This window comes from Achromobacter sp. NPDC058515 (assembly GCF_042721735.1).
Lineage (GTDB): Bacteria > Pseudomonadota > Gammaproteobacteria > Burkholderiales > Burkholderiaceae_B > Achromobacter.
In genome coordinates, this window is the sequence record NZ_JBHXNI010000022.1 from 1 (window position 1) to 26,192 (window position 26,192).

Annotated in this window: 21 protein-coding genes; 18 read left to right on the plus strand and 3 right to left on the minus strand. The window is 67.1% G+C overall.

The features are described 5' to 3' along the window. The 10 genes from ACFWP0_RS27415 to ACFWP0_RS27460 all read left to right on the plus strand — a co-directional run. Positions 1 to 2,571, plus strand: a 2,571-nt coding sequence (locus ACFWP0_RS27415) for a type VI secretion system Vgr family protein (protein ID WP_377847616.1), incomplete at its 5' end; no start/stop codon positions are given. 50 nt (positions 2,572 to 2,621) lie between these two features. After that, on the plus strand, positions 2,622 to 4,352 hold the full coding sequence (locus tag ACFWP0_RS27420; protein ID WP_377847617.1) for a lipase family alpha/beta hydrolase: 1,731 nt from the start codon (positions 2,622 to 2,624) through the stop codon (positions 4,350 to 4,352). 135 nt (positions 4,353 to 4,487) lie between these two features. Further along, the gene (locus ACFWP0_RS27425) at positions 4,488 to 5,627 is read left to right on the plus strand and encodes a T6SS immunity protein Tli4 family protein (RefSeq protein WP_377847619.1); all 1,140 of its coding nucleotides are present in this window, start codon (positions 4,488 to 4,490) and stop codon (positions 5,625 to 5,627) included. A 112-nt stretch (positions 5,628 to 5,739) separates the two neighbouring features. Further along, the gene (locus tag ACFWP0_RS27430) at positions 5,740 to 6,444 is read left to right on the plus strand and encodes an SDR family oxidoreductase (protein ID WP_377847621.1); all 705 of its coding nucleotides are present in this window, start codon (positions 5,740 to 5,742) and stop codon (positions 6,442 to 6,444) included. A gap of 109 nt (positions 6,445 to 6,553) precedes the next feature. Next, positions 6,554 to 8,119, plus strand: a complete 1,566-nt coding sequence (locus ACFWP0_RS27435; protein ID WP_377847623.1) for a DUF1800 family protein — start codon at positions 6,554 to 6,556, stop codon at positions 8,117 to 8,119. After that, the gene (locus tag ACFWP0_RS27440) at positions 8,116 to 9,519 is read left to right on the plus strand and encodes a DUF1501 domain-containing protein (protein WP_377847625.1); all 1,404 of its coding nucleotides are present in this window, start codon (positions 8,116 to 8,118) and stop codon (positions 9,517 to 9,519) included. Before ACFWP0_RS27435 ends, ACFWP0_RS27440 begins: the two co-directional genes overlap by 4 nt. A gap of 63 nt (positions 9,520 to 9,582) precedes the next feature. Beyond that, on the plus strand, positions 9,583 to 10,047 hold the full coding sequence (locus tag ACFWP0_RS27445) for a GNAT family N-acetyltransferase (RefSeq protein ID WP_377847627.1): 465 nt from the start codon (positions 9,583 to 9,585) through the stop codon (positions 10,045 to 10,047). Between the two features lie 96 nt (positions 10,048 to 10,143). Further along, positions 10,144 to 10,512, plus strand: coding sequence for a hypothetical protein (locus ACFWP0_RS27450; protein ID WP_377847629.1), 369 nt, complete (start codon positions 10,144 to 10,146; stop codon positions 10,510 to 10,512). Between the two features lie 31 nt (positions 10,513 to 10,543). Then, complete coding sequence (locus tag ACFWP0_RS27455; RefSeq protein ID WP_377847631.1) at positions 10,544 to 11,056, plus strand: RNA polymerase sigma factor; 513 nt, start codon at positions 10,544 to 10,546, stop codon at positions 11,054 to 11,056. Position 11,057: 1 nt separating this feature from the next. Continuing rightward, positions 11,058 to 11,873 carry an anti-sigma factor family protein gene (locus tag ACFWP0_RS27460; protein ID WP_377847633.1) on the plus strand — a complete coding sequence of 272 codons (816 nt, stop codon included), beginning with the start codon at positions 11,058 to 11,060 and terminating at the stop codon, positions 11,871 to 11,873. Between the two features lie 12 nt (positions 11,874 to 11,885). Here ACFWP0_RS27460 and ACFWP0_RS27465 read toward each other — a convergent pair whose 3' ends face one another. Genes ACFWP0_RS27465 through atzF form a run of 3 tightly spaced genes read right to left on the minus strand, consistent with a single transcriptional unit; the run spans position 11,886 to position 18,109 of the window. Further along, a complete protein-coding gene (locus ACFWP0_RS27465; protein WP_377847741.1) occupies positions 11,886 to 12,617 on the minus strand; it encodes a GntR family transcriptional regulator in 732 nt (243 codons plus the stop codon). After that, complete coding sequence (gene uca, locus ACFWP0_RS27470; RefSeq protein WP_377847635.1) at positions 12,614 to 16,252, minus strand: urea carboxylase; 3,639 nt, start codon at positions 16,250 to 16,252, stop codon at positions 12,614 to 12,616. The genes ACFWP0_RS27465 and uca overlap by 4 nt, the downstream gene beginning before the upstream one ends. A 27-nt stretch (positions 16,253 to 16,279) precedes the next feature. Next, positions 16,280 to 18,109 (minus strand): allophanate hydrolase, encoded by a 1,830-nt coding sequence (atzF, locus tag ACFWP0_RS27475; RefSeq protein ID WP_377847636.1) that lies wholly within the window; start codon positions 18,107 to 18,109, stop codon positions 16,280 to 16,282. Here atzF and ACFWP0_RS27480 point away from each other — a divergent pair. The 8 genes from ACFWP0_RS27480 to ACFWP0_RS27515 all read left to right on the plus strand — a co-directional run bounded on the left by ACFWP0_RS27480 (position 18,108) and on the right by ACFWP0_RS27515 (position 26,139). Continuing rightward, positions 18,108 to 18,305, plus strand: coding sequence for a hypothetical protein (locus ACFWP0_RS27480; RefSeq protein ID WP_377847638.1), 198 nt, complete (start codon positions 18,108 to 18,110; stop codon positions 18,303 to 18,305). The two genes, atzF and ACFWP0_RS27480, sit on opposite strands and share 2 nt — an antisense overlap. A 176-nt stretch (positions 18,306 to 18,481) precedes the next feature. After that, complete coding sequence (urtA, locus tag ACFWP0_RS27485) at positions 18,482 to 19,735, plus strand: urea ABC transporter substrate-binding protein (protein ID WP_377847640.1); 1,254 nt, start codon at positions 18,482 to 18,484, stop codon at positions 19,733 to 19,735. An 11-nt stretch (positions 19,736 to 19,746) separates the two neighbouring features. Further along, positions 19,747 to 21,378: an urea ABC transporter permease subunit UrtB gene (gene urtB / locus ACFWP0_RS27490; RefSeq protein ID WP_377847642.1), complete on the plus strand. Its 1,632-nt coding sequence runs from the start codon at positions 19,747 to 19,749 to the stop codon at positions 21,376 to 21,378. After that, complete coding sequence (gene urtC / locus ACFWP0_RS27495) at positions 21,375 to 22,502, plus strand: urea ABC transporter permease subunit UrtC (RefSeq protein WP_377847644.1); 1,128 nt, start codon at positions 21,375 to 21,377, stop codon at positions 22,500 to 22,502. Before urtB ends, urtC begins: the two co-directional genes overlap by 4 nt. Next, complete coding sequence (gene urtD / locus ACFWP0_RS27500; protein ID WP_377847646.1) at positions 22,499 to 23,338, plus strand: urea ABC transporter ATP-binding protein UrtD; 840 nt, start codon at positions 22,499 to 22,501, stop codon at positions 23,336 to 23,338. The genes urtC and urtD overlap by 4 nt, the downstream gene beginning before the upstream one ends. A 1-nt stretch (position 23,339) precedes the next feature. Next, a complete protein-coding gene (gene urtE / locus ACFWP0_RS27505) occupies positions 23,340 to 24,038 on the plus strand; it encodes an urea ABC transporter ATP-binding subunit UrtE (protein WP_377847648.1) in 699 nt (232 codons plus the stop codon). Positions 24,039 to 24,085: 47 nt separating this feature from the next. Further along, positions 24,086 to 24,493 (plus strand): DUF2946 domain-containing protein, encoded by a 408-nt coding sequence (locus ACFWP0_RS27510; RefSeq protein ID WP_377847650.1) that lies wholly within the window; start codon positions 24,086 to 24,088, stop codon positions 24,491 to 24,493. A gap of 104 nt (positions 24,494 to 24,597) precedes the next feature. Beyond that, a complete protein-coding gene (locus tag ACFWP0_RS27515; protein WP_377847651.1) occupies positions 24,598 to 26,139 on the plus strand; it encodes a PepSY domain-containing protein in 1,542 nt (513 codons plus the stop codon). The last annotated feature ends 53 nt before the right edge of the window (positions 26,140 to 26,192 follow it).

The window sequence follows — 26,192 nt, forward strand, 5'->3', positions numbered from 1 at the left end:
ACTCCGTCCTCTTCTTGCTCGTACCCGGCCGAAACCCTTGTTCCTCTTGTTCCGGTTGTTCAGGATGCCGACATGCCCCGATTATCCGATGTGCGTTTCACCTTTTCCCCGGCCGCCGCTGGCGTGGACTTCGAGGTGCTCGAGTTCACGCTCGACGAAGCCTTGTCCGAGACATTTCTACTGCGCGTGGAGCTATCGAGCTTTGATGCGGCGGTGGATTTTGGCGCGCTGCTTGATCAGCCTGCGCTCTTTACGATCTGGCGCGGGGATACGCCCGTGCGCCATGTACATGGAATCCTGACCGGCTTCGAGCAGGGAGACAGCGGGTTCCGGAGAACGCGCTATCGGGCGGTGGTGGAACCGGCCCTGGCGCGCACGGACCTGTGTTCGGATTGGCGCATTTTTCAGCAGCAGTCGGTGCCCGAGATTCTTGAACAGGTCCTCAAGTCGCACGGCATCACGGACTACGAGCAGGTCACGACCAACGCACACCTGCCGCGTGAATACTGCGTGCAGGCCGGCGACACCGATTTGCAGTTCCTCGCCCGCCTGGCGGCAGAAGAGGGATTCTTCTACCGTTTTGCGCATACGGACAAGGGCCATCGGCTGATCCACGGGGATCGGATCTATGTGCATGGGGAGATTGAAGGAGGACCGGTCACCTACAACCCTGCTCCCGGCGGCGATCAGCCCGAACCCGCGCTGCGCAAGTTCACCTACGCCGAACAGGTGCGCACCGCGCGCCAAACGCAGCGCGACTACACCTACACGCATCCACGGTACGACCAGGAGCATTCGCCGGTCGCCGCGGACCTGGACCACCAGGACAAGCGCTACGAGCGCTACGCCTACCCTGGGCGATACAAGCGCGACGAGGCCGGTAAACCGTTTGCGCAAAGTCGTCTTTTGGGCCTGCGTCGCGATGCCCGCATGGCGCGGGTCGAGGGCGACGATGCGCGATTGATTCCCGGCGTGGCGTTCGACCTGACCGGCCACCCGCGTGCAGACTGGAACCACGGCTGGCGCCCGGTGCGCATGCAGCATCACGGCGTGCAGCACACCAGCCAGCAGGAAGAGGGAGCAGAAGCCTCGCAAGGCACGCAGTACCGATACATGGCGGACATCGTGCCCGACCGCGTGGACTGGAAGCCCGAGCCCGCCCGCAAGCCGCGCATCGACGGGCCGCAGATCGCGTCGGTCGTGGGGCCGGCCAACGAAGAGATCTACTGCGACGACTTCGGCCGCATCAAGGTCCAGTTCCCGTGGGATCGCCTGGGCAAGAACGACGAGCACAGCTCCTGCTGGATCCGCGTGTCGCAGAACTGGGCGGGCGCGGCATTTGGCCACATGGCGATACCGCGCATCGGACAGGAGGTAATCGTCGACTTCCTGGATGGCGATTGCGACCAGCCGATCGTGACGGGAAGAACTTTTCGGGCCACCAACCTGCCGCCCTACGAGCTGCCCAGGCACAACATCCTGAACACAGTCAAAAGCAAGGAGCATAAAGGCGACCGCGCCAACGAACTGCGCCTGGACGACACGTCGCAGCAGATCAGCGCGGCGCTGATGAGCGAGCATGGCGCAACCCAGTTGCACCTGGGGTACCTGACGCATCCACGCCCCGATGGCGGCCAACCTCGGGGCGAAGGATTCGAGCTGCGCACGGATGAGCATGGCGCGCTGCGCGCGGCCAAGGGTCTGCTGTTTAGCACGGACGCGCAATTGAAGGCCGGCGCCGGCCATCTGGATCGCACGCAGGTGGTCAGTGCGCTGCAGGCCGCATTGGAACTGGCGAAGAACCTGGGCGACTACGCAAGCGAGCACCAGGGCGTCGGCCACGACATCGAGCCACAGCAACGATTGAACGATGCCGTGCGAGACCTGGGACAGGGCGCCAATGACGAGAAGGAAGGCTCAAATGGCGGACAGCCCGTCATTGCGCTGAGCGCGCCGGCAGGCATCGCAGCGGCAACGCCGCGCGCCATCACCCTGAGCGCGGGCGCCCATATCGACAGCGTCGCGGAACAGAACCAGCACATCACGGCCGGACAGAAGATCGTCGTGAATGCGGGGATGGACCTGGGCCTGTTCGCACAGGGCGGCGAGTTGCGGCACATCGCGCATCAAGGGCAACTTCTGCTGCAAGCGCAGAACAACACCATTCGCCTGCAGGCCGACCAGAGCATCGAAATCAGCGCGAGCAACGACCATGTGCTGCTCTCGGCAGACAAGCACATCACCCTGCTCTGCGATGGGGCCTATATCAAGATGGAAGGCGGCAATGTCGAGTTGGGTATGCCCGGGACGTTTACGGTCAAGGCGGGCGCGCACAATTTCCATGGTCCTTCTTACGCTTCCGTTGAGGCCAATAGCTGGGCACATTCTGATTTCGACGAACGTGTGCGCGTCATGCGCAGCGGGAAACCCGTGCCGAACTATCGCTACGCCATTGTGCACGCTGACGGCGCACGGATTGAAGGCGTCACGGACAGCGACGGTTGGGCAGAGTTGCAGCGTGGATTGAGTGTGACGGGGTATTCGTTTCTCTTGCTCGGTCCGAACACTTGAGCTCGCAAAGAATCTGAAAACACCTCCTCCATCAGCAAGGAAGAACTGAAATGAGCGAACAGACACGTCAGATTGACACGTATATCGGGGAGGACGGAAATCCGACGGCGCATGTAACCATGAGTCCGACTTCGAACCTAATGCGCTGCCACGTGGAGGCGCCGCCGGATCGGGCAATTCCAATTGTTTTTTTGCCGGGAATAATGGGCAGCCCGCTTATTGCAACTGGAAATTCTGCTCGCCTCATCGGTGATGAGAACGTATGGGCGTGGTTTCCGGACGATTCTTTGGGATGGGTAGCAGGCATTACAAAATGGTCCAGCTACAGTTCATTAAGCCCAGCCCAACGTAAACGCCTACTCAACCCCCATGAAACACGTCCTCTTGAGGTTACTGACCAGGCACATCGGAAGACGGTAGAAAAAGCTGTGCAGAGTTCCATACCAGTGGAGGAGGCCTTTCGACGTGGTTGGGGTACAGTTTTGTTGGATTCGTATGGCGAAATACTGAAATTCCTCGAAACCAGACTATCAAATATTATTACACCCCGGGGCGAGCCCTCCTCCGGGACGGCTGGAAGGGCGATTCCATCCCGAGCTCTCCCATGGGGAGAATATCAGGGAACATACACACCCTTGGATAAACAGGCATTTCAAGCTGCGGCCGAATTCAGATATCCAGTATTTGCCGTGGGCTATAACTGGCTACGCTCGAATGAGGACGCAGCAGAATATTTGTATGACCGCACGCAGGCGATCCTATCCTATTGCAAGAAAGACCTCAGATTGACTTGCAACCATGGGGTGATCTTATTGACCCACTCTATGGGCGGGCTGGTGGCGCGTCGCTTTGCTCAGCAGCATCCAGAAATGGTCCAAGGGATTGTTCATAGCGTACAACCGTCTGTGGGAGCGGCAACGGCGTACCGACGAGTAAGGGCCGGTTGGGAGGACTTTAAGGGCGCTGTCGGACTGGGAGATAATGGAAAAAAAATCATGCCCATATTCGCGAACGCCGCAGGACCTTTGGAACTATTGCCCACCCAGAGTTACGGCACGGGCTGGTTGCGAGCGCAGTCAAATAGTGGGGAGCCAATATTTCAGCTGCCCCTTGTGAACCCATATGACGAAATTTATCTTGAGACGCGGGCGTGGTGGAGGCTCATGGATCCGCTTTGGGTCGATCCTGTAGACACGGATGCCCCGCCAGGAACCCCTAGGCCTTCGATCGCCCGAGGCTGGGAGAACTACAGTTCGAATATTGAGCTAGCCAGGAAGTTCCACGGCGAACTCGGCAATTACTATCATCCCAATACGTATGTCACCTACGGCGGAGATGACGGGAAGAAGGCTTTTAGTACGGTAACGTGGCGATTTAGCCAGAACACTATTTCCTCAGCCATTCCCGGGCGGGCGGCCACGGCAGGGCCTATGCTAAGCAAAGCGCATGCTCTAGATCTTCACCTGAAATTTGACAACTATAAGGGCCGCGTGACGATGATCAACAGCCAAAGTGAAAAAGCGATGATTAATCAATATGGCGCCGGCGTAGTGCATGACACTTTAAACGATGCCCACATGGCCGATTTGCAGGATGCGGACCAAGCGGGCGACAGTACTGTTCCTCTAAATTCAGCCAAACATGCGGCAGACAATGCTCGGTTCGCCGTCAAAATGAAAGGATACGGGCATCAGGATTCTTTTAAGGATGAGAGGGTGAAAGAAGTAACGCTATACGCCTTACTGCGTATAGGTTCGACTGCACAAAAATTATCGTTCTGATCGTCAACCATCGCCTATTGGACGGAAATGATTCGTCGCTATCTCAGCATCTCATTTTTTTCAATTATTACGATAACTGTCGGATTTTTCGCGTCGAACCGTTGGCAGCAGGCACATCCAGACCGGACAAACTCCATGACTTCGTTAACCCGCAATATGAAAACACAATGTGTGGGCCGCATACTTATTGACTTACCTGAAGGTTCCAAGTGGAAGCCAAAAGCAAAGGGGGGGAGAGTGGGCGACCAGTACTTCTCCGTCACAACGGGGGTGTCTCTAGATGAATTCACTGCCGTGCTCGAGGAGCGATGGGCAGCGATACTGGCGCTGAAAACTTCCCGGGGTGAAGTCGTGACTCAGCCCCCCCATCGGTTTAGCTCGGCTCCGAATAGCGTCATTTTTTCGTACAACTATCGCAAGCATAATTTGCCGGATCTAAATGGCCAATGGGCAAACAGGATTTTTCATGAGGCGGAAGGATACATCTGGCTCAACGGCACAATGGTCACTGTACCGCGAAATTTGAACGGCCGAGACGAGACCGCCAGCCTGATGAAGCGGATGAGGGCGAGAGCCACGGACGAAATACCGGCTGATCCAGGATTATGTTTGGACGGGGCTTTTATTGCTGGATATTACGACCCAACGGAAAGAGAGGAGATTATGTGGAGCTTCAGCCTCCCGCGCAATCTTGGACTGGTTGTCCAGCACACGAAGGTATGGGGTCCTCTTCAATCAATGCTTGAACGGCGCGACGATGCCGCCCGAGAAATCGCTGGGTATGTCGCAAAGTTGCTTTCTGAACCTGGCGTTGTCGCCGGAAATAAGAAATACCGTGCTGCGACGCGTATCGGAGGAGTACTGGAGGGAGAGGAGTTCGTCATGGGAGGCACGCAGGGAATTAATGACCACACGTTTGAAACCAATATTGGAGGCCTGTGGGAATTTCCCGGACGCGGATTCCCGTCTCCGCTGCCGAATATTGAGCTAAACATGGGCACAACATTCCGCACCGCCGAAAAGCCTTCCTCGCTGGGCGCGTTCCCCAAACAGGAGGGCAATCCGGATGCTCCCACCGAGGCTGAGTTCTTCGAAATCTGGGACGCCGTAGTGTCCAGCGTCCGCGTGCGGCCTATCGCCATGGCGCAGCCGCCACAAAAGGAACTTCCGCCGCCGAAAATTACACGTGAACAAGCCGAGGCGGATCGCAAGGCGCTCGATGCCTTTATTGCCGAGGGACCGGGCCCGGACCTATCGAAGCCCTCGACGAAATAGCAACGCCTGCCCGCGGCAACGCCGCAACCAAGCTCCCGGGGCGAAACCCACAAACGCCGCCATGCCCGCCCCCTACAATGGCCGCTCCCCCGAATTCGAGACAGGAGCGAGCATGAGCACGGAAAAAGTAGCGATCGTCACCGCCGGCGGCAGCGGCATGGGTGCGGCGGCGGCGCGCAAGCTGGCGGCCGACGGGTATCGCGTCGCCATCCTGTCCTCGTCGGGCAAGGGCGAGACCCTGGCGCAGGAACTGGGCGGACTGGGTGTGACCGGCTCCAACCGCTCGCCCGAGGACCTGTCCCGGCTGGTGGACGCCACGCTGCAGAAATGGGGCCGGGTGGACGCGGTGGTCAACAGCGCGGGCCACGGCCCCAAGGGCGCGCTGCTGGAGATCAGCGACGACGACTGGCACCTGGGCATGGAGTTCTATCTGCTGAACGTCGTGCGCATCGCCCGGCTGGTCGCGCCGGTCATGAAAGCGCAGAAGTCCGGCGCCATCGTCAACATCTCCACCTACGCCACCTTCGAGCCCGAAGCGCTGTTTCCCACGTCGGGCGTGTTCCGCGCCGGACTGGCCGCCTTCACCAAGGTGTTCTCGGACGAGTACGCCCAGCACAACGTGCGGATGAACAACGTGCTGCCGGGCTTCATCGACAGCCTGCCCGAAAAGGAAGACCGCCGCGCGCGCATTCCGATGGGCCGCTACGGCACCGCCGAGGAAGTCGCGGACCTGATCGCGTTCCTGGCCTCCGACGCGTCGGCCTACATCACCGGCCAGAACATCCGCATCGACGGCGGCATCACGCGTTCGGTGTGAACACGGCTTCTACTGCTTTTGGCTTAATCCTCTCATCCGAATGCCGGTATTGAACCCTGCCCCGGGCTTTTAGTACCGTAGGTTTTCGCATTCGACGAGGTGCCTGCGCATGTCCGCTACGCCGTCAGCGGCTGCGCAGCAGTCCGCCACGCCCCATCAAGCAGCCCCCACCCCCGGCCAGGCCTCGCGCTTTCTGGCTCAGGCCACGTTCGGCCCCACGCCCGCGCAGATCGACGCCGTGGTGCGCGAGGGCTACGCGGCCTGGCTGGACGCGCAGTTGGCGCTGCCCCCTTCCCAGACGCACTTCGACTGGCTGGTGCAGCAGAAGAAGAACACCGAGGCCTTCAAGGGCAACGGCATCAATGCGCCGCTGGAATCCACGCTGTGGCGCAAGTTCATCAGCGCCGAAGACCAGGTGCGCACGCGGGTCGCGTTCTCGCTGTCGGAGATCTTCGTCGTCGGGGTCTCGTCCATTACCGCTTCCTGGCCGCTGTTTGGCGCCGCGGGGTTCATGGATCTGCTGGCCGAGCACGCGCTCGGCAACTACCAGGACCTGCTGACCGCCGTGACGCGCAACCTGTCCATGGGCTGCATGCTGACCTATCGCGGCAACCGCAAGGAAGATCCCAAGACCGGCCGCCACCCCGACGAGAACTACGCCCGCGAGGTCATGCAGCTGTTCAGCATCGGCCTGCTTGAGCTCAGGCAGGACGGCACGGTCAAGATGGTCGATGGCGCGCCGGTGGAGACCTACGCCAACGCGGACGTGCAGGGGCTGGCCAAAGTGTTCACGGGCTGGGACATCAACGGCCCGGAGACGGACGTGGAATTCCACAGGCGGCCCATGGCGCTCAACAACGCGCTGCATTCGATGTCCGAAAAGCGGTTCCTGGGCGCGGTCATTCCGCCCGGCACCGACGGGCATCTGTCGCTCAAGCGCGCCATGGACGTTATCTGCGCCCATCCGAACGTGGGGCCGTTCATCGGCATGCAGCTCATCCAGCGGATGGTCACCAGCAACCCCAGTCCCGCCTATGTCGGCCGCGTGTCGGCCGCGTTCAACGACGACGGCAAGGGCGTGCGCGGCAACCTGAAGGCGGTGGTGCGCGCCATCCTGCTGGACCCGGAGGCCCGCCAGGCGGACCTGAACGCCCCCCATTGGGGCAAGGTGCGCGAACCCATCCTGCGTTTTTCGGGATGGGCGCGGGCCTTCGGCGCCGCCTCCACCAACGGCGCCTGGGCCATGCCCGACACCACCGACAACACGATCCGGCTGGCGCAAAGCCCGATGCGCTCGGCCACGGTCTTCAACTTCTTCCGGCCCCGCTACGTGCCGCCGGTGACCGAGCTGGCCAGGCGGCATCTGGTCGCGCCCGAACTGCAGATCACCGACGAGACCAGCATCGCCGGCTACCTGAACTTCCTGGCGATCTACGCGGACCGGGGCTGGGAGGACCTGCAGACCTCCTATGCGCCCGAGATCGCGCTGGCCCGCGACCCGGACGCGCTGGTGGCCCGCGTAGTGCTGCTGCTGGCGGGCGACGCCTTCAGCGCGGGCACCGCCGCCGCCATCGCGCGGGCCGTGGCCACCCTGTCCGCCGACCGGCCCCGCGACCGCGTGCGCGCCGCCATCATGCTGGTGGCGGCCACGCCCGAATACCTGGTGCAGAAATGACACGTATCCACGACGCCGACCGCCGCGCTTTCCTGTTGCGCGCCTGCGCACTGGGCGCCACCGGCGCCGCCGCGCCGCTGGCCTTGAACCTGGCCGCGATCGGCGCCGCGGCGGCGCAATCGGCCCCGGCCTCGTACAAGGCCCTGGTCTGCGTCTTCCTGTACGGCGGCAACGATCCCTACAACACGCTGGTGCCCTTCGACGCGCCCGCCTACCGGGCCTACGCGGCGGCCCGCGGCGACATCGCCCTGCCCCGGGACGCGCTGCGCGCCACGGCGCTGCGCGGCAAGGCCGAGGCGGCGGGCGGCGCGCAGTTCGCCCTGGCGCCCGCGCTGGCGCCGCTTGCGCCGCTGTACGAACGCGGCGACATGGCGGCGCTGCTGAACGTGGGGCCGCTGGTCGTCCCCACCACGAAGGCGGAGTACATCGGCGCGCGCGTGCCGCTGCCGCCCAAGCTGTTCTCGCACAACGACCAGCAGTCGTACTGGCAGGCGCTGGCCCCGGAGGGCGCCTCGTCGGGCTGGGCCGGCCGGCTCACTGACCTGTTCGCCGGCGCCAACGCGCAGCGCAGCTTCACGGGCATCACGGCGGGCGGCAGCACCGTGCTGCTGGCGGGCCGCAAGGTGGCGGGCTATCGCGTGGGCATCAACGGCTCGACGCAGATCGACATGCTGCATCGCGACATGTATGGATCCAGCGCCTGCACCGCCCTGCTGCGCGAGCTGATCACGCAGCCGCGCGAGCACCTGATGGAGCGCGAGATGTCGCGCATCGCCGCCCAGTCCATCGACGCCGACGTGCGGCTGCGCAACGCGCTCGCGGGCGTGGCGGTGCCGGGCGATTTTTCTTCGCCGCTGGCCCAGCAGCTGAAGATCGTGGCCCGCATCATCGGCGCGCGGCAAGCGCTGGGCGCGCGCCGCCAGGTGTTCTTCGTGTCGCAGAACGGCTATGACAACCACACGGGCCTGAACGACGCGCACCCCGCGCTGCTGCGGGAAATGGGGCAGGCGCTGGCGGCATTCCAGCAGGCGCTGTCGGAAATGGGCGTGGCCGATCAGGTCACCACGTTCACGGCGTCGGAGTTCGGCCGCACGCTGGGATCCAACGGCAACGGCTCCGACCACGGCTGGGGCTCGCACCACTTCGTGCTGGGCGGAGCGGTCAACGGCGGCCGCTATTACGGGTCCCACCCGGAAATCGCGCTGGACGGCCCCGGCTTCGTCGACAACGGCCGGCTGCTGCCCACCACGGCGGTCGACCAGCTGGGCGCATCGCTGGGCGCCTGGTTCGGCGCCAGCCGCGACGACCTGCGCATGGTGTTCCCCAACCTGAAGCATTTCGACGCGCGGCCCCTGGGAATACTGGATCGCACTGGCGCTGGCGGCCCAACCGCTCTATAACCTCATCCATCAGGCCGGCAAGCCGGCCAAGCCGCGTTCCCCCAGCCCATCCGCATCCCCGACATGAGCCTCACCCCCGCCCTGGCGCTGCAGCCCGCCACCGAAGACGACCTGCCGTTCCTGCTGTCCCTGCGCAAGTCCACCATGACCGAGCACCTTCAGCGCGCCGGCGCGCCGGCGGACGACGAGCACCACCTGGCGCGCATCCGCCACCACTTCGACGACGCGCAGATCGTCTGGCTGGACGGCAGGCCCGCCGGCCTGTTCAAGCATTACCGCGACGCGGCCGGCTGGCGCATCGTCCAGATCCAGATCGACCCCGCCTTCCAGGGCCGGGGCCTGGGCCGCCGGCTGCTGGCCGGCGTGCTGGACCAGGCCGACGCCGAAGGCGCGCCCGTCACCTTGAGCGTGCTCAAGGGCAGCCCCGCCCGGCGGCTGTATGAAGCGCTGGGCTTCACCCCCATCGAGGAGACCGACCTGGAGCATGAAATGCGTTACGAACCCGGCGCCGTCCGGCCGGCCGGCTGAGCCTCTGCGATTTCTTCCGTCGTCGCGGGAATAAAGCGATACCGGGCAGCGTCTGTAGAGGGCAGTCCCCCCACTTTCCCACCTACGAGGCACAACATGCGCAATCACATCGCCGCAGCCCTGGTTCTCACCTCCGCCGCCCTGTTCTCGGCCGGCGCCCAGGCCCAGGCTGTCAAGACCCAGGACGGCATCCTGGTCAACAGCGCCGGCATGACGCTGTACACCTTCGACAAGGACAGCGCGGGCAAAAGCGCCTGCGTCGACCAGTGCGCCAAGGCCTGGCCCCCTGTCGCCGCCCCCGCGGACGCCAAGCCCATGGGCGACCTGACGGTCATCACCCGCGACGACGGCTCCAAGCAATGGGCCCACAAGGGCAAGCCGCTCTACCTGTTCACCAAGGACACCAAGCCGGGCGACAAGACCGGCGACAACTTCAAGGAAGTCTGGCACGTCGTCAAGCCCTGACACGGACAGCACCGCTCATCCGTTTCAGACCATGCGCGCCGAAGACGAAGCCCTGATCCTGGCCTGCATCCCCAGCCTGCGGCGCTACGCCCGCGGGCTGACGGGCGACCCCCACCGGGCCGACGACCTGGTCCAGGACACGCTGGAGCGCGCATGGGGCCGCTATTCGCGGTGGCAGCGGCGCGGCGAGCTGCGCGCCTGGATGTTCGGCATCATGCACAACCATTTCATCGACGGCGTGCGCGCCTCCAGCCGGCGGGTCGAGCAGACTGCCCCGGGCGACCTGCCCGACGCCCCCGTGCGCGCCACCCAGGCCGACCGCCTGGAGGTGCGCGACCTGGACCGCTGCCTGCAGACCCTGCCGGCCGAACAGCGGGAAGTCCTGTTGCTGATATGCGTGGAAGACCTGTCCTATCAGGAAACCGCCCAGATACTGGCGGTGCCGATCGGCACCGTCATGTCGCGCCTGTCGCGCGCCCGCGAAAAGCTGGGCGCGCTGATGCAGGGCCGCGACGCGGTCAGCCGGCTACATCGCGTGAAATGACATGAACGACAAACGCCTACAACCGGTTCCCGCCGCCGGCACCCCCATCACCGAAGCCGACCTGCACGGCTACGCGGACGGCCAGCTGCCGGAGGCGCGCCATGCCGAGGTCGCGGCCTTTCTTGCCGCCCATCCGCAGGACCAGACCCGCGTGGACGACTGGAAGGAACAGCGGCGCGCGCTGCATGCCTTGCTGGATCCCGTGCTGGACGAGCCCCTGCCGCTGCGCCTGCCGCTCAAGGCCCCCGCGCGGCTGTGGCCCTGGCGCGCGCTGGCCGCCGGCGTGGCGATCGCCGTGGTCAGCGCCAGCGCGGCCTGGGTGGTCCGAGGCGCCATGGATGCCCGCCATCTGCAGGCCGTGCTGGCCACCGCCGGCCCGGACCGCGCCGCAGGGGGCTACGCCCAGCGCGCCGCCATCGCCCACGCCGTCTATGCGCCCGACATGGGCCGGCCCGTCGAGGTCAGCGCCGACAACGAAAAAGGGCTGGTGACGTGGCTGACCAAACGCATGGGCGCGCCCGTGCGGGCGCCGTCGCTGTCGCATGCCGGCTATGAGCTGGTGGGCGGACGACTGCTGCCCGGCGGCGCGGGCCCCGTCGCCCTGTTCATGTACGGCGCCGCCGACGGCCAGCGCCTGACCCTGTACGTCACCCGCGAAGCCGCGGGCGAGGAAACCGCCTTCCAGTTCACGCAGGAAGGGCCGGTGCGGGTGTTCTATTGGGTGGAAGGGCAGTTCGGCTACGCGCTGTCGGGCGCCGTCAGCCGCGAGGAGCTGCAGCGCGTATCGCAAGAGGTCTACCGGCAGCTGCAGGGCTAGCGCCTGTGCGCGCTAGGCCGCGGCGTTCTCCCGCGCCGCATGCAGCATGTGCAGCGTGATCTTGCGCACCTCCGCCTTGCTCATCTCGATGTGGGAGCGCAGCATGCGCGCCGCCTCGTCGGCGCGCCGCGCCAGCACCGCCCTCAGGATGGCCGCGTGCTCGTCGTAGGTGGCGTCCACGCGGAAGTCCTTGGTGAAGTCCAGCCGGCGCACGATGCGTATCTTCTCGGTCACGTCGCGGTGGATCTGCGCCATCTCCGGATTGCCCGCGGCCGCCACCAGCGAACAATGGAAGGCTTCGTCCAGCTGCGCCACCAGCCTTCCATCCAGGATGCGCTGCGGCGGCGGCGCCAGCCACACGTCCGTCAGCGCGCCCAGGATTCCGGCCTCGTCCATGCGCTCGCGGGCGCACAGCTTGTCCACCGCCGCCTGCTCCAGCACCACGCGCACGTCGTACAGCGCTTCGAAGCGTTCAAAGTCGAACGGCCGCACCTGCCAGCCGCTGCGCGCCCGCGCCAGCACAAAGCCTTCGCGCTCCAGCCGGGCCAGGCCAAGCCGCACCGGAGTTCGGCTGACGCCCAGCCGCGCCACCAGGTCGGCTTCGGTGAAGCGCTCGCCCGGCAGCATGCGAAAGTCGAACAGGTCGTCCTTGATGCGCTGGTAGACCTGGTCGGCCAGCGAGCCCGCCAGGGCGGGCGCCTGGCGCATGGCCGGACCGGCCTGCACGGATTCCAGGCGCATCATCCGGTCACGGCGCACGTGGCGTCTTCGGTCATCACGATCAGCGGATCGCCCGCGTTCACGGGCTTGCCCGGCACGCAGCGGATCGCCGTCACCGTGCCCGACGCGGGCGCGATGACGGACAGCTCCATCTTCATGGCCTCCACCACCACCAGCGTGTCGCCGGCCGACACGCTCTGCCCCACCTGGACCGGAATCTTCCAGATGTTGCCGCACATGTCGGCGCTGACCAGGCGCTCGTCTTCGCGCAAGGCGGCCTCGGGCTCGGGGTCGGCGACGGCCTGCTCCACCGCCGCGTCCTCGGTTTTCCACAGCGCCACTTCGGCGTCGAAGGCCGTCTTCTGGCGCGCCTGGAACGCGGCGATGCTGCCGGCCTGCTCGGCCAGGAAGCGCTGGTGCGCGGCGAAGTCGAACACTTCCTCCTCGATGCGGACCGTGGCCCGGCCTTCGCGGAAGTCCTCGCGCAGCCCGTCCAGCTCGGCCTCGGTCACCGGATAGAAGCGCACCTGGTCGAAAAAGCGCAGCAGCCAGGGCTTGCCGTCCTGGAACACGGGGTTCTTCAGGAACTTGTTCCAGATGGGCAAGGTGCGGCCGACCAGCTGGTAGCCGCCCGGGGAATCCATGCCGTAGATGCACATGTACACGCCGCCGATGCCCACCGTGCCTTCGGCGGTGAACGTGCGCGCCGGGTTGTACTTGGACGTCAGCAGGCGATGGCGCGGATCGATCGGCACCGCGCAAGGCGCGCCCAGGTAGACGTCGCCCAGGCCCATGATCAGATAGCTGGCGTCGAACACGATGCGGCTGACTTCGTCGCGGTCGTCCAGCCCGTTGATGCGCTGGATGAAATCCACATTGTTCGGCAGCCACGGCGCGCTGGCGCGCACGGTCTCCTGGTAGCGCTGCACGGCGCCCAGCGTGGCCGAGTCCTCGAAGGCCATGGGCAGGTACACGACGCGGGTGGGCACCTTCAGGGTGGCCACATCCGCCAGGCCGGCCTCGATCTCCAGCAGGCGCGCAATCAGCGCGCCTTGCAGGATGACGCGGCTGTCGTACCGGATCTGCAGGGAACGCACGCCCGGCGACAACTCCCGCACGCCCGCGATGGGATGGCCGTTCAGCGCTTCCATCAGCAGGTGGATGCGCATGCGCAGCGCCAGGTCCAGCACGTTGTCGCCGTATTCCAGCAGCAGGTAGCCGTCGCCCGCCTGCCGGTACGAGACCGAGGGCCGCGAGCCTTCGGCCGGCAACGCCGCGACGATGGTCTCGGACGCGGTGGCGGGCACGGGAGCGGGCTCGGTCGCGGCGGGCGCCACGGCCGACAGATCGGCCACGCTGCGGTCCTGCGCGGCTTCCAGCGCCACGGCCTGCGCGTAGTCGATGCGCACGAAGCGGATGCGGTCGCCCGGCTTGACCTGGCCCACCTTCCACAATTCGGCGCGGGCAATGGTGACGGGGCACACGAAGCCGCCCAGGCTGGGGCCGTCGCGCGTCAGGATCACCGGGCTGTCGCCCGTGAAGTTGATGCTGCCGATGGCGTACTCGCAATCGTGGATGTTGGACGGATGCAGGCCGGCCTCGCCGCCGTTCTCGCGCGCCCAGGCGGGCTTGGGGCCGATCAGCCGCACGCCCAGCCGGTTGGAGTTGTAGTGGACTTCCCAGTCCGCGGCGAAGAAGGCCTCGATGGCCTCGGGCTGGAAGAAGTCCGGCGCGCCGTGCGGGCCGTACAGCACGCCGATCTCCCAAGTGCTGCCATAGTCGGGAATCAGTTCCGCGGGCGCGCCCTGGGGCTCGGCCACGGGCGGCGCCGCATCGTCGCCAGCGAGTTCCGGGCGCACCACGGGCAGCATGTCGCCCACGCGCAGGATGCGGCCGGCGTGGCCGCCGAACTGGCCGAGCGCAAAGGTCGAGCGGCTGCCCAGGTAGACCGGCACGTCCAGCCCGTTGCGCACCGCCAGATAGCTGCGGCAGCCCGACAGCGCGCGGCCGGTGGCCAGCACCTGGCCCGAGCGCACGGCGACCGGCTGCCACATGGGCACGGGCTCGCCGTCCAGCGTGGCCGCGCAGGCGGCGCCCGTCAGCGCCACGATGGCGTCGCCGTGAAAGCGCAGGGTCGGGCCGACCAGCGTGGCTTCGATGCCGGCCGCGTCGGGCGCGTTGCCGACGATGCGGTTGGCCACGCGGAAGGCGTAGTCGTCCATGGGGCCGGAAGGCGGCACGCCGATGTCCCAATAGCCGGCGCGGCCCGGGTAGTCCTGAACGCTGGTGTAGGTGCCGGCTTCCAGCACCTCGATCGCGGCGGGCCGGTAGGCAAAGCTCTCCAGGAAGCGCGTGGACAGCTTGCCGGCGCGAAAGCGCTCGTCGGCCACGATCTGGCGCAGGTAGTCCAGGTTGGTGGCGATGCCGTGCAGCCGGGTCCGGGCCAAGGCGTCGGCCAGCTTGTCCAGCGCGGCCTCGCGCGTGTCCGCATGGACGATCAGCTTGGCCAGCATCGGATCGTAGAAGGCCGGCACCTCGGTGCCGGTCGCCACCCAGCCGTCCACCCGCACGCCGTCCGGGAACGACACCTCGGTCAGCACGCCGGGCGAGGGCTGGAACTGGCGCAGCGGGTCTTCCGCGTACAGGCGCACCTCGATCGACGCGCCCCGCGGCGCGCGCGACATGGCGGCGTAGTCCAGCGGTTCGCCCGCGGCCACGCGCAGCATGCATTCCACGAGGTCCAGGCCCGTCACCTCCTCGGTCACGGGATGCTCGACCTGCAGGCGTGTGTTGACCTCCAGGAAGTAGAAGCTGTCCCGCGCCGGGTCGTAGATGAATTCCACCGTGCCGGCCGAGCGGTAGTTCACGGACTCGCCCAGCTTGACCGCGGCCTGCAGCAGCGCGGCGCGCGTGGCGGCGGGCAGCAAGGGCGCCGGGGTTTCCTCGATGACCTTCTGGTTGCGCCGCTGGACCGAGCAATCGCGTTCGCCCAGCGCCAGCACGCGGCCCGCGCCGTCGCCGAAGATCTGCACCTCGACGTGCCGCGCGTTGTCCACGTAGCGCTCGATGAACGCGCCGCCGTCGCGAAAGAAGTGTTCGCCCATGCGCTGCACGCTGTCGAAAGCCACCGTCAGCTCGGCCTCGTTCTCGCAGCGCGACAGGCCGATGCCGCCCCCGCCCGCCGTGCTCTTTAGCATCACCGGGTAGCCGATGCGCTCGGCCTGCGACAGCGCTTCGCCCAGGCTGGCCAGGAGGCCCGTGCCTGGCGTCATCGGCACGCCGGCCTCGGCGGCCAGTTCGCGCGAGCGGTGCTTCAGGCCAAACTCGCGGATCTGCAAGGGCGTGGGGCCGACGAAGGCGATGCCCGCCGCTTCGCAGGCTTGCGCGAATTCCGCGCTTTCCGACAGGAAGCCGTAGCCCGGGTAGATCGCCTGCGCGCCGTGCTCGCGGGCGGCGGCCAGCAGCAGGTCCATGCGCAGGTAGCTGTCGGCCGCCTTCTCGCCGCCCAGCGCGACGGCCACGTCGGCCTCGCGCACATGCGCGGCGTTGCGGTCCGGGTCGGAATAGACGGCCACGCTGCGGATGCCCAGGCGCTTGAGGGTGCGGATGGCGCGGACGGCGATCTCGCCGCGGTTTGCAATCAGAACGGTATCGAACACGATGCGACTCCCTGGTGTCTGGCGGGGTTAGCGGGGGGTGGCGGCAAGGCTGGCCAGATAGGCGCGCCAGCCGCCAAAGGCGGTGATGTCGCGCGCGCCGTCCAGGCCGCGCGGCTCGCAGATGAAGCCCTTGACGCTGCGGCCGTCCTCCAGTTCCAGCGTGCCGATGCCCAGCGGCGCGGGGATCTCGGCCACGAAGGCGCCGAAGGCCGTCACGGGCACATCCCACAGCTCGACCTCGATGGGCGCGCCGCTGTCCGCCTTCACCAGGCCGGGCTTGGGCGGCGTGGTGTTGGCCAGGGCGTACAGCCGGTAGTCGCCCGCGGTTCGCGTCTTTTCGACAAACGCCGCATGGCGCGACGTGAGCTGATGATTCAGCGGCATGCCGGTCAGGTGCGCGCCCACTACCGCCACGCGCACGGTGTCGGCGCGCGCTTTTTCGGCGGCCGCGGCCGGCAGCGACGCGCCCGTGGCGCCCAGCGGCAGGCCGCGCTGCGCCTGCCAGCGCTTGCCGAACCGGGCCAGCGCGTGATCCTGCCACGCCAGGCCGATCAGCGTGATGCCCGACGGCAGGCCGTCGCCGCGCATGCCGGCCGGCACGGCCAGCGCCGACAGGTCGGCCAGGTTGGCGAAGTTGGTGTAGACGCCCAGGCGCGAATTCAGCGTGACCGGATCGGCCGCGAGCTGGGCGATGGTGTAGATGGAGGGCGAGGTCGGCACGACCAGCGCGTCGAAGCCTGCCAGCGTCTGGTGGATCAGCCGGGTCAGTTCGGCGCGGCGGTACTCGGCCTTGAATGCGTCCAGCGCGCTGTACCGGGCGGCCTGCTCCACGATGCCGCGCACCACCGGGTTGATGGCGTCCGGCTTTTCCTGCCACAGCGCTTGCACGGCGGCAAAGCGCTCAGCCACCCACGGGCCCTGATACAGCAGCGCGGCCAGCTCGTTGAACGGCGCGAAGTCGATGGCCTCGACCTCCGCGCCCGCCGCGGCCAGCGCGCGCACGGCGTCGTCGAACACGGCGGCGGCCTGCGCATCGCCATAGAATTCCAGCGTGGCGGGAATCGCCAGCCGGGGCGTCTTGGACCACGGCCGCGAAGCGCCGGCCGGCATCGTGCGCGAATAGGGATCGCGCTCGTCGAATCCGCCGGCCACCTCCGCCACCCGCTCGGCATCTTCCACGGTCAGCGCAAAGATGGACACGCAATCGAGCGTGCGGCAGGCGGGCACCACGCCCGCCGCGCTGAGCCAACCCTTGGTGGGCTTGAGGCCCACGATGTTGTTGAAGCCCGCCGGCACGCGGCCCGAACCCGCGGTGTCGGTGCCCAGCGAAAACGCCGCGATGCCGCGCGCCACCACCGACGCGGATCCGGAGCTGGAGCCGCCGCTGACGTACTCCGGATTGAAGCTGTTGGCCACCGCGCCGTGCGGCGAGCGCGTGCCCACCAGGCCGGTGGCGAACTGGTCCAGATTGGTCTTGCCGATCAGGATGGCGCCCGCGGCGCGCAGGCGCTGCACGACGGTCGCGTCCTCGCCAGGCGTGTAGGCGAACTCGGGGCAGGCTGCCGTGGTGGGCCAGCCCGCCGCGTCGATGTTGTCCTTGATGGCGAAGGGCACGCCATACAGCGGCAGGCGGCCCATGTCGCCGCCCGCGGCGGCCAGCAGCAGGCGCAGGCCGTCGAGCTGTTCGTCGAGCAGGGCGCGGTCGACCCGCCGGATCCAGGCATTGTCCCGCGGGCTGTCCGGCGTGGCGGCGTAGGCGGCCAACAGCGCTTCGGGCTGCGCGCCATCGCGGTAGGCGGCCAGCCACTGCGCGATCGTCCAACCGACAGGGCTCTTCTGCGTTGCTGCGGCATTCATGCTGGAATCCTTTCTTGTATACAAGTACGGATACCCAAGCAATCGGCGTGCCATGTTGGCCGCCGGCTTCGCCCGCCCTCTGGCCGCCGGCGAAAAACCCGCGCAAACGCCGTTTTTCCGCCGGCGCATGGCTGCCCTGCCCGCACCGCAAGCGGGCGTTTCGCGCACCTGTTTTGTGCATGCGGCACTGTTTTGATCCGCTCTATGCCGCAACGCGGCAGCCGCGCGCCTTCGCGTAAACACCCCCTCTTCATACGGCGGCTCCGCGCCGCGCAAGCACTTGGCACGCCTTTTGCTTTGAAGTCCAGGTTGTTGGGTGTTGTTCAGATCGTTCTCGCCGGCCAACCCGGCACATTCCATCCTGGAGTCACCATGAAACGCAGACTAGCCCTTAAGCAACTGACCGCCGTGAGCCTGTTGGCCATGTCCGGATGGATGCCGCAGGTGTACGCCGCCGACGACACCATCAAGGTCGGCATCCTGCATTCCCTGTCGGGCACCATGGCCATCTCGGAAACGTCGCTCAAGGACGTTGCGCTGATGACCATCGACGAGATCAACGCCAATGGCGGCGTGATGGGCAAGAAGCTTGAGGCCGTGATCGTGGATCCCGCGTCGAACTGGCCGCTGTTCGCGGAGAAGTCGCGCCAGCTGCTGTCGCAGGACAAGGTGGCCGTGGTCTTCGGCTGCTGGACCTCGGTGTCGCGCAAGTCCGTGCTGCCGGTGTTCAAGGAACTGAACGGCCTGCTCTTCTATCCCGTGCAATACGAAGGCGAAGAGCTGGAGAAGAATGTGTTCTACACGGGCGCGGCGCCCAACCAGCAAGCCATTCCCGCGGTGGAATACCTGATGAGCGAAGACGGCGGCGGGGCCAAGCGCTTCGTGCTGCTGGGCACCGACTACGTCTACCCCCGCACCACCAACAAGATCCTGCGCGCCTTCCTGCATTCCAAGGGCGTGAAGGACAGCGACATCGACGAGGTCTACACGCCGTTCGGCCATTCCGACTACCAGACCATCGTGGCCAACATCAAGAAGTTCGCCACGGGCGGCAAGACGGCCGTCATCTCCACCATCAACGGCGACTCCAACGTGCCCTTCTACAAGGAACTGGGCAATGCGGGCCTGAAGGCCACCGACGTGCCGGTCGTGGCGTTCTCGGTGGGCGAAGAGGAACTGCGCGGCGTGGACACCAAGCCGCTGGTGGGCCACCTGGCGGCCTGGAACTACTTCGAGTCGGTGAAGAACCCGGTCAATGAGGAATTCATCAAGAAGTGGAAGGCCTATGCGCGCGCCAAGAACCTGCCCAACGCCAGCACGGTCGTGACCAACGACCCGATGGAAGCCACCTACATCGGCATCCACATGTGGAAGCAGGCCGTGGAACAGGCCAAGACCACGGACGTGGACAAGGTAATCGCCAACATGGGCGGCCAGAAGTTCAACGCGCCCGACGGCTACACCATCGAGATGGACAAGACCAACCACCACCTGCACAAGCCCGTCTACATCGGCGAGATCAAGGCGGACGGCCAGTTCAACGTGGTGTGGAAGAGCAAGGGCCCGATCCGCGCGCAACCGTGGAGCCCCTACATCCCCGGCAACGACGGCAAGCAAGGCCTCTAAGCGGAGCAAGCATGCACATCGCGGCAATCGCACACTTCTTGCGCCGTTCTCTTCTTGCGTGGCTGCTGGCCATGCCGATGCTGTCCGCGCCCGCGGCGGCGGCCGGCGTGGACCAGTCCCTGCTTGCGCCGCTGGCCGGCGACGACACGGACGCCAAGCTGCAAGCGATTGCCGCGCTGGGCCAACTGCCCGAGCCCGGCGCGGCCGCGGTGCTGCAGGCGCTGGGCAGCGACCAGCTCTATGCAAGCGCCGACGGCCGCGTGCTGATCGGGACGGGCGGCGCGCGGGCCACCGATCCCGCGACGGGCGCCGCCGTGGACCTGCCCCCGGGTTCCGGCGCCGTCTCCATCAACAACCGCCTGCGTCGCGCCATCGAGGCCGCGCTGGCGGGCTCGCGCCTGTTTTCCGACAAGTCCAATGAGCGCCTGGACGCCGCCCGACGGCTGCAGCAAACGGGCGACCCGGCGCGCCTGCCCATGCTGGAAAAGGCGCTGGCGTCCGAAAAGAACGAGGCCGTGCGCGAAGCGCTGCTCGTCGCGCAGGCCAACCTGGAATTGAAAAGCGCCGACCCCGCCAAGCGGCTCCACGCCGTGGAGCTGCTGGGCGGCACGCGCAACGCGGCGTTCCGCCCCACGCTGGCCGCGCTGGCGCAGGAGCGCGACGGCGTCCATGCGGAACCGGACGCCGGCGTGCGCGAGGCCGCCGCCAACGCGCTCAAGCGGATCGACCGGCACCTGGCCACGATCGAATGGGCCGGCAATCTGTTCTACGGCGTCAGCCTGGGCAGCGTGCTGCTGCTGGCGGCGCTGGGCCTGGCCATCACTTTCGGCCTGATGGGCGTCATCAACATGGCGCACGGCGAACTGCTGATGATCGGCGCCTACGTCACCTATGTTGTGCAGACGCTGTTCCGCTCCTGGCTGCCGGGCTGGCTGGACTGGTACGTGGTGGCCGCCCTGCCCCTGGCCTTCGCCGTGACGGCGCTGGTGGGCATGGCGCTGGAGCGCACCGTCATCCGCTGGCTTTATGGCCGGCCGCTGGAAACGCTGCTGGCCACCTGGGGCATCAGCCTGATGCTCATGCAGGGCGTGCGCACGCTGTTCGGCGCGCAGAACGTGGAAGTGGGCAACCCCAGCTGGATGTCCGGCGGCTTCACCGTGCTGGGCGGACTGGTGCTGACCTACAACCGCCTCGTCATCATCGGCTTTGCCTTCTTCGTGGTGTTCCTGGTGTGGGCGCTGCTGAACCACACTCGCCTGGGCCTGTTCGTGCGCGCCATCACGCAGAACCGCCGCATGGCCGACTGCGTGGGCGTGCCCACGGGCCGCGTCGACATGCTGGCCTTCGGCCTGGGCTCCGGCATCGCCGGGCTGGCGGGCGTGGCGCTGTCCCAGCTGGGCAACGTGGGTCCCGACCTGGGCCGCGGCTACATCGTGGATTCGTTCATGGTGGTGGTGCTGGGCGGCGTGGGCCAGCTGGCCGGCACTGTCATCGCCGCGCTGGGGCTGGGCGGCGTCAATAAATTCCTGGAGCCTTACGCGGGAGCCGTCATGGCCAAGATCACCATCCTGGTGCTCATCGTGCTGTTCGTCCAAAAGCGGCCGCAAGGCCTGTTCGCCCCCCGCGGCCGGAGCGTCGAATGAAACAGACCGCGCTGACCGACCTGAACCTGCTGGCCCGCCGCCCCCTGTTCTCGGGCCGGGTGTGGACGGCGCTGGCCGTGGCCGTCGCCCTGCTGGCCCTCCTGCCGCTGCTGAACCTCGTGTTTCCGCCCGGCCATGCCCTGCATGTGTCGGCCTACGCGGTGGCGCTGCTGGGCAAGTTCATGTGCTACGCCATGGCGGCGCTGGCGCTGGACCTGGTGTGGGGCTACGCCGGCATCCTGTCGCTGGGCCACGGGCTCTTCTTCGCGCTGGGCGGCTACGCGCACGGCATGTACCTGATGCGCGCCATTGGCCGCGACGGCGTCTACCAGAGCGACCTGCCCGACTTCATGGTGTTCCTGGACTGGAAGGGCTACCCCTGGTACTGGTCCTTCACCGAGCATTTCTGGTACGCCATGCTGCTGGTGGTGCTGGCGCCGGGCGTGCTGGCCTTTGTGTTCGGCTACTTCGCCTTCCGCTCGCGCATCAAGGGCGTGTACTTCTCGATCATCACGCAGGCGCTGACGTTTGCCGCCATGCTGCTGTTCTTCCGCAACGACACGGGGTTCGGCGGCAACAACGGCTTCACCGACTTCAAGCGCATCCTGGGGTTCGACATCACCGCGCCCGGCACGCGCGCCACGCTGTACTGGGTCACGCTGGCGGCGCTGGCCGGCGCGCTGATCCTGGCCCGCATGGTCACGCAAAGCAAGCTGGGTCGCGTGCTGACCGCCGTGCGCGACGCCGAGAGCCGCCTGCGCTTCATCGGCTACGACCCGCTGGGCTTCAAGCTGTTCGTGTGGACCCTGTCGGCCGTGCTGTGCGGCATCGCGGGCGCGCTGTACGTGCCGCAGGTCGGCATCATCAACCCCAGCGAGATGTCCACCGAGACCTCGATCGAAATGGTGATCTGGGTGGCCACGGGCGGACGCGGCACGCTGGTCGGCCCCATCATCGGCGCCGGCGCGGTGAACGGCCTGAAGACCTGGTTCACCAGCGTGCTGCCGGAATTCTGGCTGTATGCGCTGGGCCTGATCTTCGTGCTGGTGACCCTGTTCCTGCCCACGGGCATCGTCGGCCTGGCCCGCCGCATCGCGGCCCGCCTCCAGGAGAAGAAGGCATGACGACCACGCATACCGAATCCGCCACGCTGGACGGCGGCCCCAGCGGCGACGCCGGCTACGGCCGCGTCAGCCCCAAGGGCCTGGACACCAGCCACGGCGCCATCCTGTACCTGGAAGGCATCACGGTCAGCTTCGACGGCTTCAAGGCCTTGAACGACCTGACGCTGGACATCGGCGTGGGGGAGCTGCGCTGCGTCATCGGCCCCAACGGCGCGGGCAAGACCACGATGATGGACGTGATCACGGGCAAGACGCGGCCCACGGCGGGCACCGCCTACTTCGGCCAGAGCATCGACCTGACCATGCTGACCGAAGCGCAGATCGCGCACGCCGGCATCGGCCGCAAGTTCCAGCGGCCTACGGTGTTCGAGCAGCACACCGTGTTCGAGAACCTGGAGCTGGCGATGAAGACGGACAAGCGCGTGCGTCCCACGCTGTTCTCGCGCCTGACCGGCGAAGAGGCCGACAAGATCGGCGAGACGCTGGACCTGATCCGGCTGCGGCCCGAGGCGTGGCGGCCCGCCGGGCTGCTGTCGCATGGCCAGAAGCAATGGCTGGAGATCGGCATGCTGCTGATGCAGGAGCCGCAGCTCCTGCTGCTGGACGAGCCGGTGGCCGGCATGACCGACGCCGAGACCGAACGCACCGGCGAACTGCTGAACGAATTGCGCGGACGCCATTCGCTGATGGTGGTGGAGCACGACATGGACTTCGTCAACCAGATCGCGGGCGACGGCAAGGTCACCGTGCTGCACGAAGGCTCGGTGCTGGCCGAAGGCCCGATGAACAAGGTGCAGGCCGACCCGCGCGTGATCGAAGTCTACCTGGGGCGCTGAGATGCTGGACGTAAGCACGATCGACCAATACTACGGCGGCAGCCACACCCTGCGCGGCGTGTCGCTTTCTGTCAAGCGAGGCGAATGCCTGGCGCTGCTGGGCCGCAACGGCGTGGGCAAGACGACGCTGCTCAAGTGCGTGATGGGCGTGCTGCCCGTGGCCCGCGGCGGCATCGCCTTCGACGGCGCGGACATCACGCGCCTGGCGCCGCACCAGCGCGCCGCGCGCGGCATGGCCTACGTGCCGCAGGGCCGCGACATCTTCGCCCGGCTGACGGTGCAAGAGAACATCCTGATGGGCATGGCGGCCAAGCCGGCGGCGCGGGCGCGCCGCATCAAGGAAGAGGTATTCGAGCTGTTCCCCGTGCTGAAAAGCATGCTGTCGCGGCGCGGCGGCGACCTCTCCGGCGGGCAGCAACAGCAGCTGGCCATTGCGCGGGCGCTGGTGGCCGAGCCCAGGCTCATCATCCTGGACGAGCCCACCGAAGGCATCCAGCCGTCCATCATCAAGGACATCGCGCGCGTCATCCACATGCTGCGCCAGCGCGGCGACATCGCCATCCTGCTGTGCGAGCAGTATTTCGATTTCGCCCGAGAGCTGGCGGACCAGTTCGTGGTGCTGTCGCGCGGCGAAGTGGTGGCCAGCGGCGGGCGCGACGCCATCGACGGCGAGGACGTGCGCCGGCACCTGTCGGTGTAGCGCGGGCGTGCGGCCGGCGCGCATCCGCTCCGATATAATCGGCGGCCATGTGCTCCGCGTCCTTCCTGACCCGCCCCTCCCTGTGGATCGCGCTTGCCGCGATCCTGTGGGCATCGCTGGCGCCGTCGCTTGCACATGCCTTGAGCCTGAACCCCCAGGGCGATCACATCCAGCGCATCATCGTCGACTATTGCGCAAGCGAAGGGGAAACCTCCCTGACGCTGGACGTCCGCCAGGACGACCACGGCGACGGGCATGCCGATTCCCACGAGGACGGCCACCACTGCCCGCTATGCCGCAATCCGCAAGCCGGCGTCGGCATCCTGCCCGCGCCCGTCCCGGTCCTGCCCGCCCCCGCCGCCCGCGCCATCGGCTATCCGCCGCTGTTCTACAGCGCGGCGCAATCCCAGCACGCCTGGAGCGCGGCCCAGCCGCGAGCGCCTCCGTCGGCCTGACCCCGCGCAACGCCGCCTGAGGGCGGCCCGCCTTCCGATCGCCACGCACCGCCCGCGCGCCTTCCGCGCCGCGCCCTGCGCCGTCACGTCAGACCCGAGTGCCCATGCCCATCCCGACCGTCCCTTCCGCCCGTTCATCCGCCCGGCCCGCGGGGCCGCCGCTCGCCACGCGCGCCAAGCGCTGGCTCTACCTGACGCATCGCTGGGCAGGCATCGTGCTGTGCCTGTTCTTCGCCATGTGGTTCATCTCGGGCGTCGTGATGATGTACGTGGGCTACCCGAAGCTCACGCCCCTGGAACGCCTGGCGCACCTGGCGCCGCTGGACGCCGCCCGCGTCGCGGTGACGCCCGCCGGGGCGCTGGCGGCGGCGGGCGTGGTCGACTCGCCGGGCCTGGTCCTGGCCGCCGCGCGCGGCGGCGCGCCGGTCTACGAGGTTCCCGGCGGCAAGGGGCAGGCGCCCAAGGTGGTGGACGCCGCCACGGGCGCCCTGCTGCCCGCCGCCGATGCGACCGTCGCGCAAGCCTCCGCCGCCGCCTGGTTCGGCGGGCGGTACGCCGGACGCCACCAGGGCACGGTGACCGAGGACGTCTACACGCATTCCCGCGCGCTCGACGCGCACCGCCCGCTGCATCGCGTGGACATGGACGATCCGGCGCATACGCGCCTGTACATTTCATCCGCAACGGGCGCGGTGGTGCTGGACGCCACGCGCGCCGAACGCGCATGGAACTACGCGGGCGCATGGATCCACTGGCTGTATGCGTTTCGCGGCAACGCGCTGGATCCCTGGTGGCACGACATCGTGGTGTGGCTGTCGGTTGCCGGCGTGGTGTCGGCGCTGACCGGCACGGTCGTGGGCATCCTGCGCTGGCGTTTTGCGCGGCCCTACGCCAGCGGCAGCCGCTCGCCCTACCGGGAAAAGATGATGCGCTGGCATCACCTCAGCGGCCTGCTGTTCGCGGCCGTCACCATCACCTGGATCTTCAGCGGGCTGATGTCGATGAATCCGTGGAAGCTCTTCACCAGCGACGCCGCCCCGCTGGCCCGGTCCGCCTACGCCGGGCCCGCCGGACCCGAGCCGCTGGCGTCTCCACAGGCCTTGATCCCGTCCCTGTCCGCGCCTCCCACGGAGCTGCGCTGGACGCGGGTCGCGGGCCAGGACCTGGCGCTGGCCCGCGGCGCATCGGGCTCAACAGATGTGCTGTCCGCCACGACAGCGCGGCCCCTCGCCCTGGACGAGGCCGCCCTGCGCCGCGCGGCCGCCGAGCTGCTGCCCGGCGCGCGGCTTGCGCAAGCGCAAGTCCTGCGCGACTACGATCTCTACTACTACGCCCGCGACGAACACGCGATGATGGGGCACGCCGAAAAGCCGCTGCCGGTCTGGCGGCTGATCTACGACAACCCGCAGGCGACCTGGGTCTACCTGGATCCGAAGACCGGCCAGATCCTGGACCGCCAGGACCGCAGCACCCGCGCCGGCCGCTGGCTGTTCGCGTTCCTGCACAGCTGGGACTGGACCGGCCTCTTGAGCCGGCGGCCGCTGTGGGATGCCCTGCTCATCCTGCTGAGCCTGGGCGGCGCGGCGCTGAGCCTGACGGGCGTGGCGATAGGCTGGCGGCGCCTGGGCAGGAAGCTGCGCAACTGAAAGCCCGCGCCGGATGCACTATGCTCGGCGTCTTGCCTGACGATTCACCGGAA

Coding starts and splice junctions, on each gene's coding strand:
- ACFWP0_RS27460 (WP_377847633.1), top strand. CDS start 11,058: ATGAACGACAAACGCCTACAACCGGTTCCCGCCGCCGGCACCCCCATC.
- ACFWP0_RS27515 (WP_377847651.1), top strand. CDS start 24,598: ATGCCCATCCCGACCGTCCCTTCCGCCCGTTCATCCGCCCGGCCCGCG.
- ACFWP0_RS27430 (WP_377847621.1), top strand. CDS start 5,740: ATGAGCACGGAAAAAGTAGCGATCGTCACCGCCGGCGGCAGCGGCATG.
- atzF (WP_377847636.1), bottom strand. CDS start 18,109: ATGAATGCCGCAGCAACGCAGAAGAGCCCTGTCGGTTGGACGATCGCG.
- ACFWP0_RS27510 (WP_377847650.1), top strand. CDS start 24,086: ATGTGCTCCGCGTCCTTCCTGACCCGCCCCTCCCTGTGGATCGCGCTT.
- ACFWP0_RS27445 (WP_377847627.1), top strand. CDS start 9,583: ATGAGCCTCACCCCCGCCCTGGCGCTGCAGCCCGCCACCGAAGACGAC.
- urtC (WP_377847644.1), top strand. CDS start 21,375: ATGAAACAGACCGCGCTGACCGACCTGAACCTGCTGGCCCGCCGCCCC.
- ACFWP0_RS27420 (WP_377847617.1), top strand. CDS start 2,622: ATGAGCGAACAGACACGTCAGATTGACACGTATATCGGGGAGGACGGA.
- ACFWP0_RS27440 (WP_377847625.1), top strand. CDS start 8,116: ATGACACGTATCCACGACGCCGACCGCCGCGCTTTCCTGTTGCGCGCC.
- ACFWP0_RS27455 (WP_377847631.1), top strand. CDS start 10,544: ATGCGCGCCGAAGACGAAGCCCTGATCCTGGCCTGCATCCCCAGCCTG.
- urtE (WP_377847648.1), top strand. CDS start 23,340: ATGCTGGACGTAAGCACGATCGACCAATACTACGGCGGCAGCCACACC.
- urtB (WP_377847642.1), top strand. CDS start 19,747: ATGCACATCGCGGCAATCGCACACTTCTTGCGCCGTTCTCTTCTTGCG.
- urtA (WP_377847640.1), top strand. CDS start 18,482: ATGAAACGCAGACTAGCCCTTAAGCAACTGACCGCCGTGAGCCTGTTG.
- ACFWP0_RS27435 (WP_377847623.1), top strand. CDS start 6,554: ATGTCCGCTACGCCGTCAGCGGCTGCGCAGCAGTCCGCCACGCCCCAT.
- ACFWP0_RS27465 (WP_377847741.1), bottom strand. CDS start 12,617: ATGATGCGCCTGGAATCCGTGCAGGCCGGTCCGGCCATGCGCCAGGCG.
- ACFWP0_RS27450 (WP_377847629.1), top strand. CDS start 10,144: ATGCGCAATCACATCGCCGCAGCCCTGGTTCTCACCTCCGCCGCCCTG.
- urtD (WP_377847646.1), top strand. CDS start 22,499: ATGACGACCACGCATACCGAATCCGCCACGCTGGACGGCGGCCCCAGC.
- ACFWP0_RS27480 (WP_377847638.1), top strand. CDS start 18,108: ATGCTGGAATCCTTTCTTGTATACAAGTACGGATACCCAAGCAATCGG.
- ACFWP0_RS27425 (WP_377847619.1), top strand. CDS start 4,488: ATGACTTCGTTAACCCGCAATATGAAAACACAATGTGTGGGCCGCATA.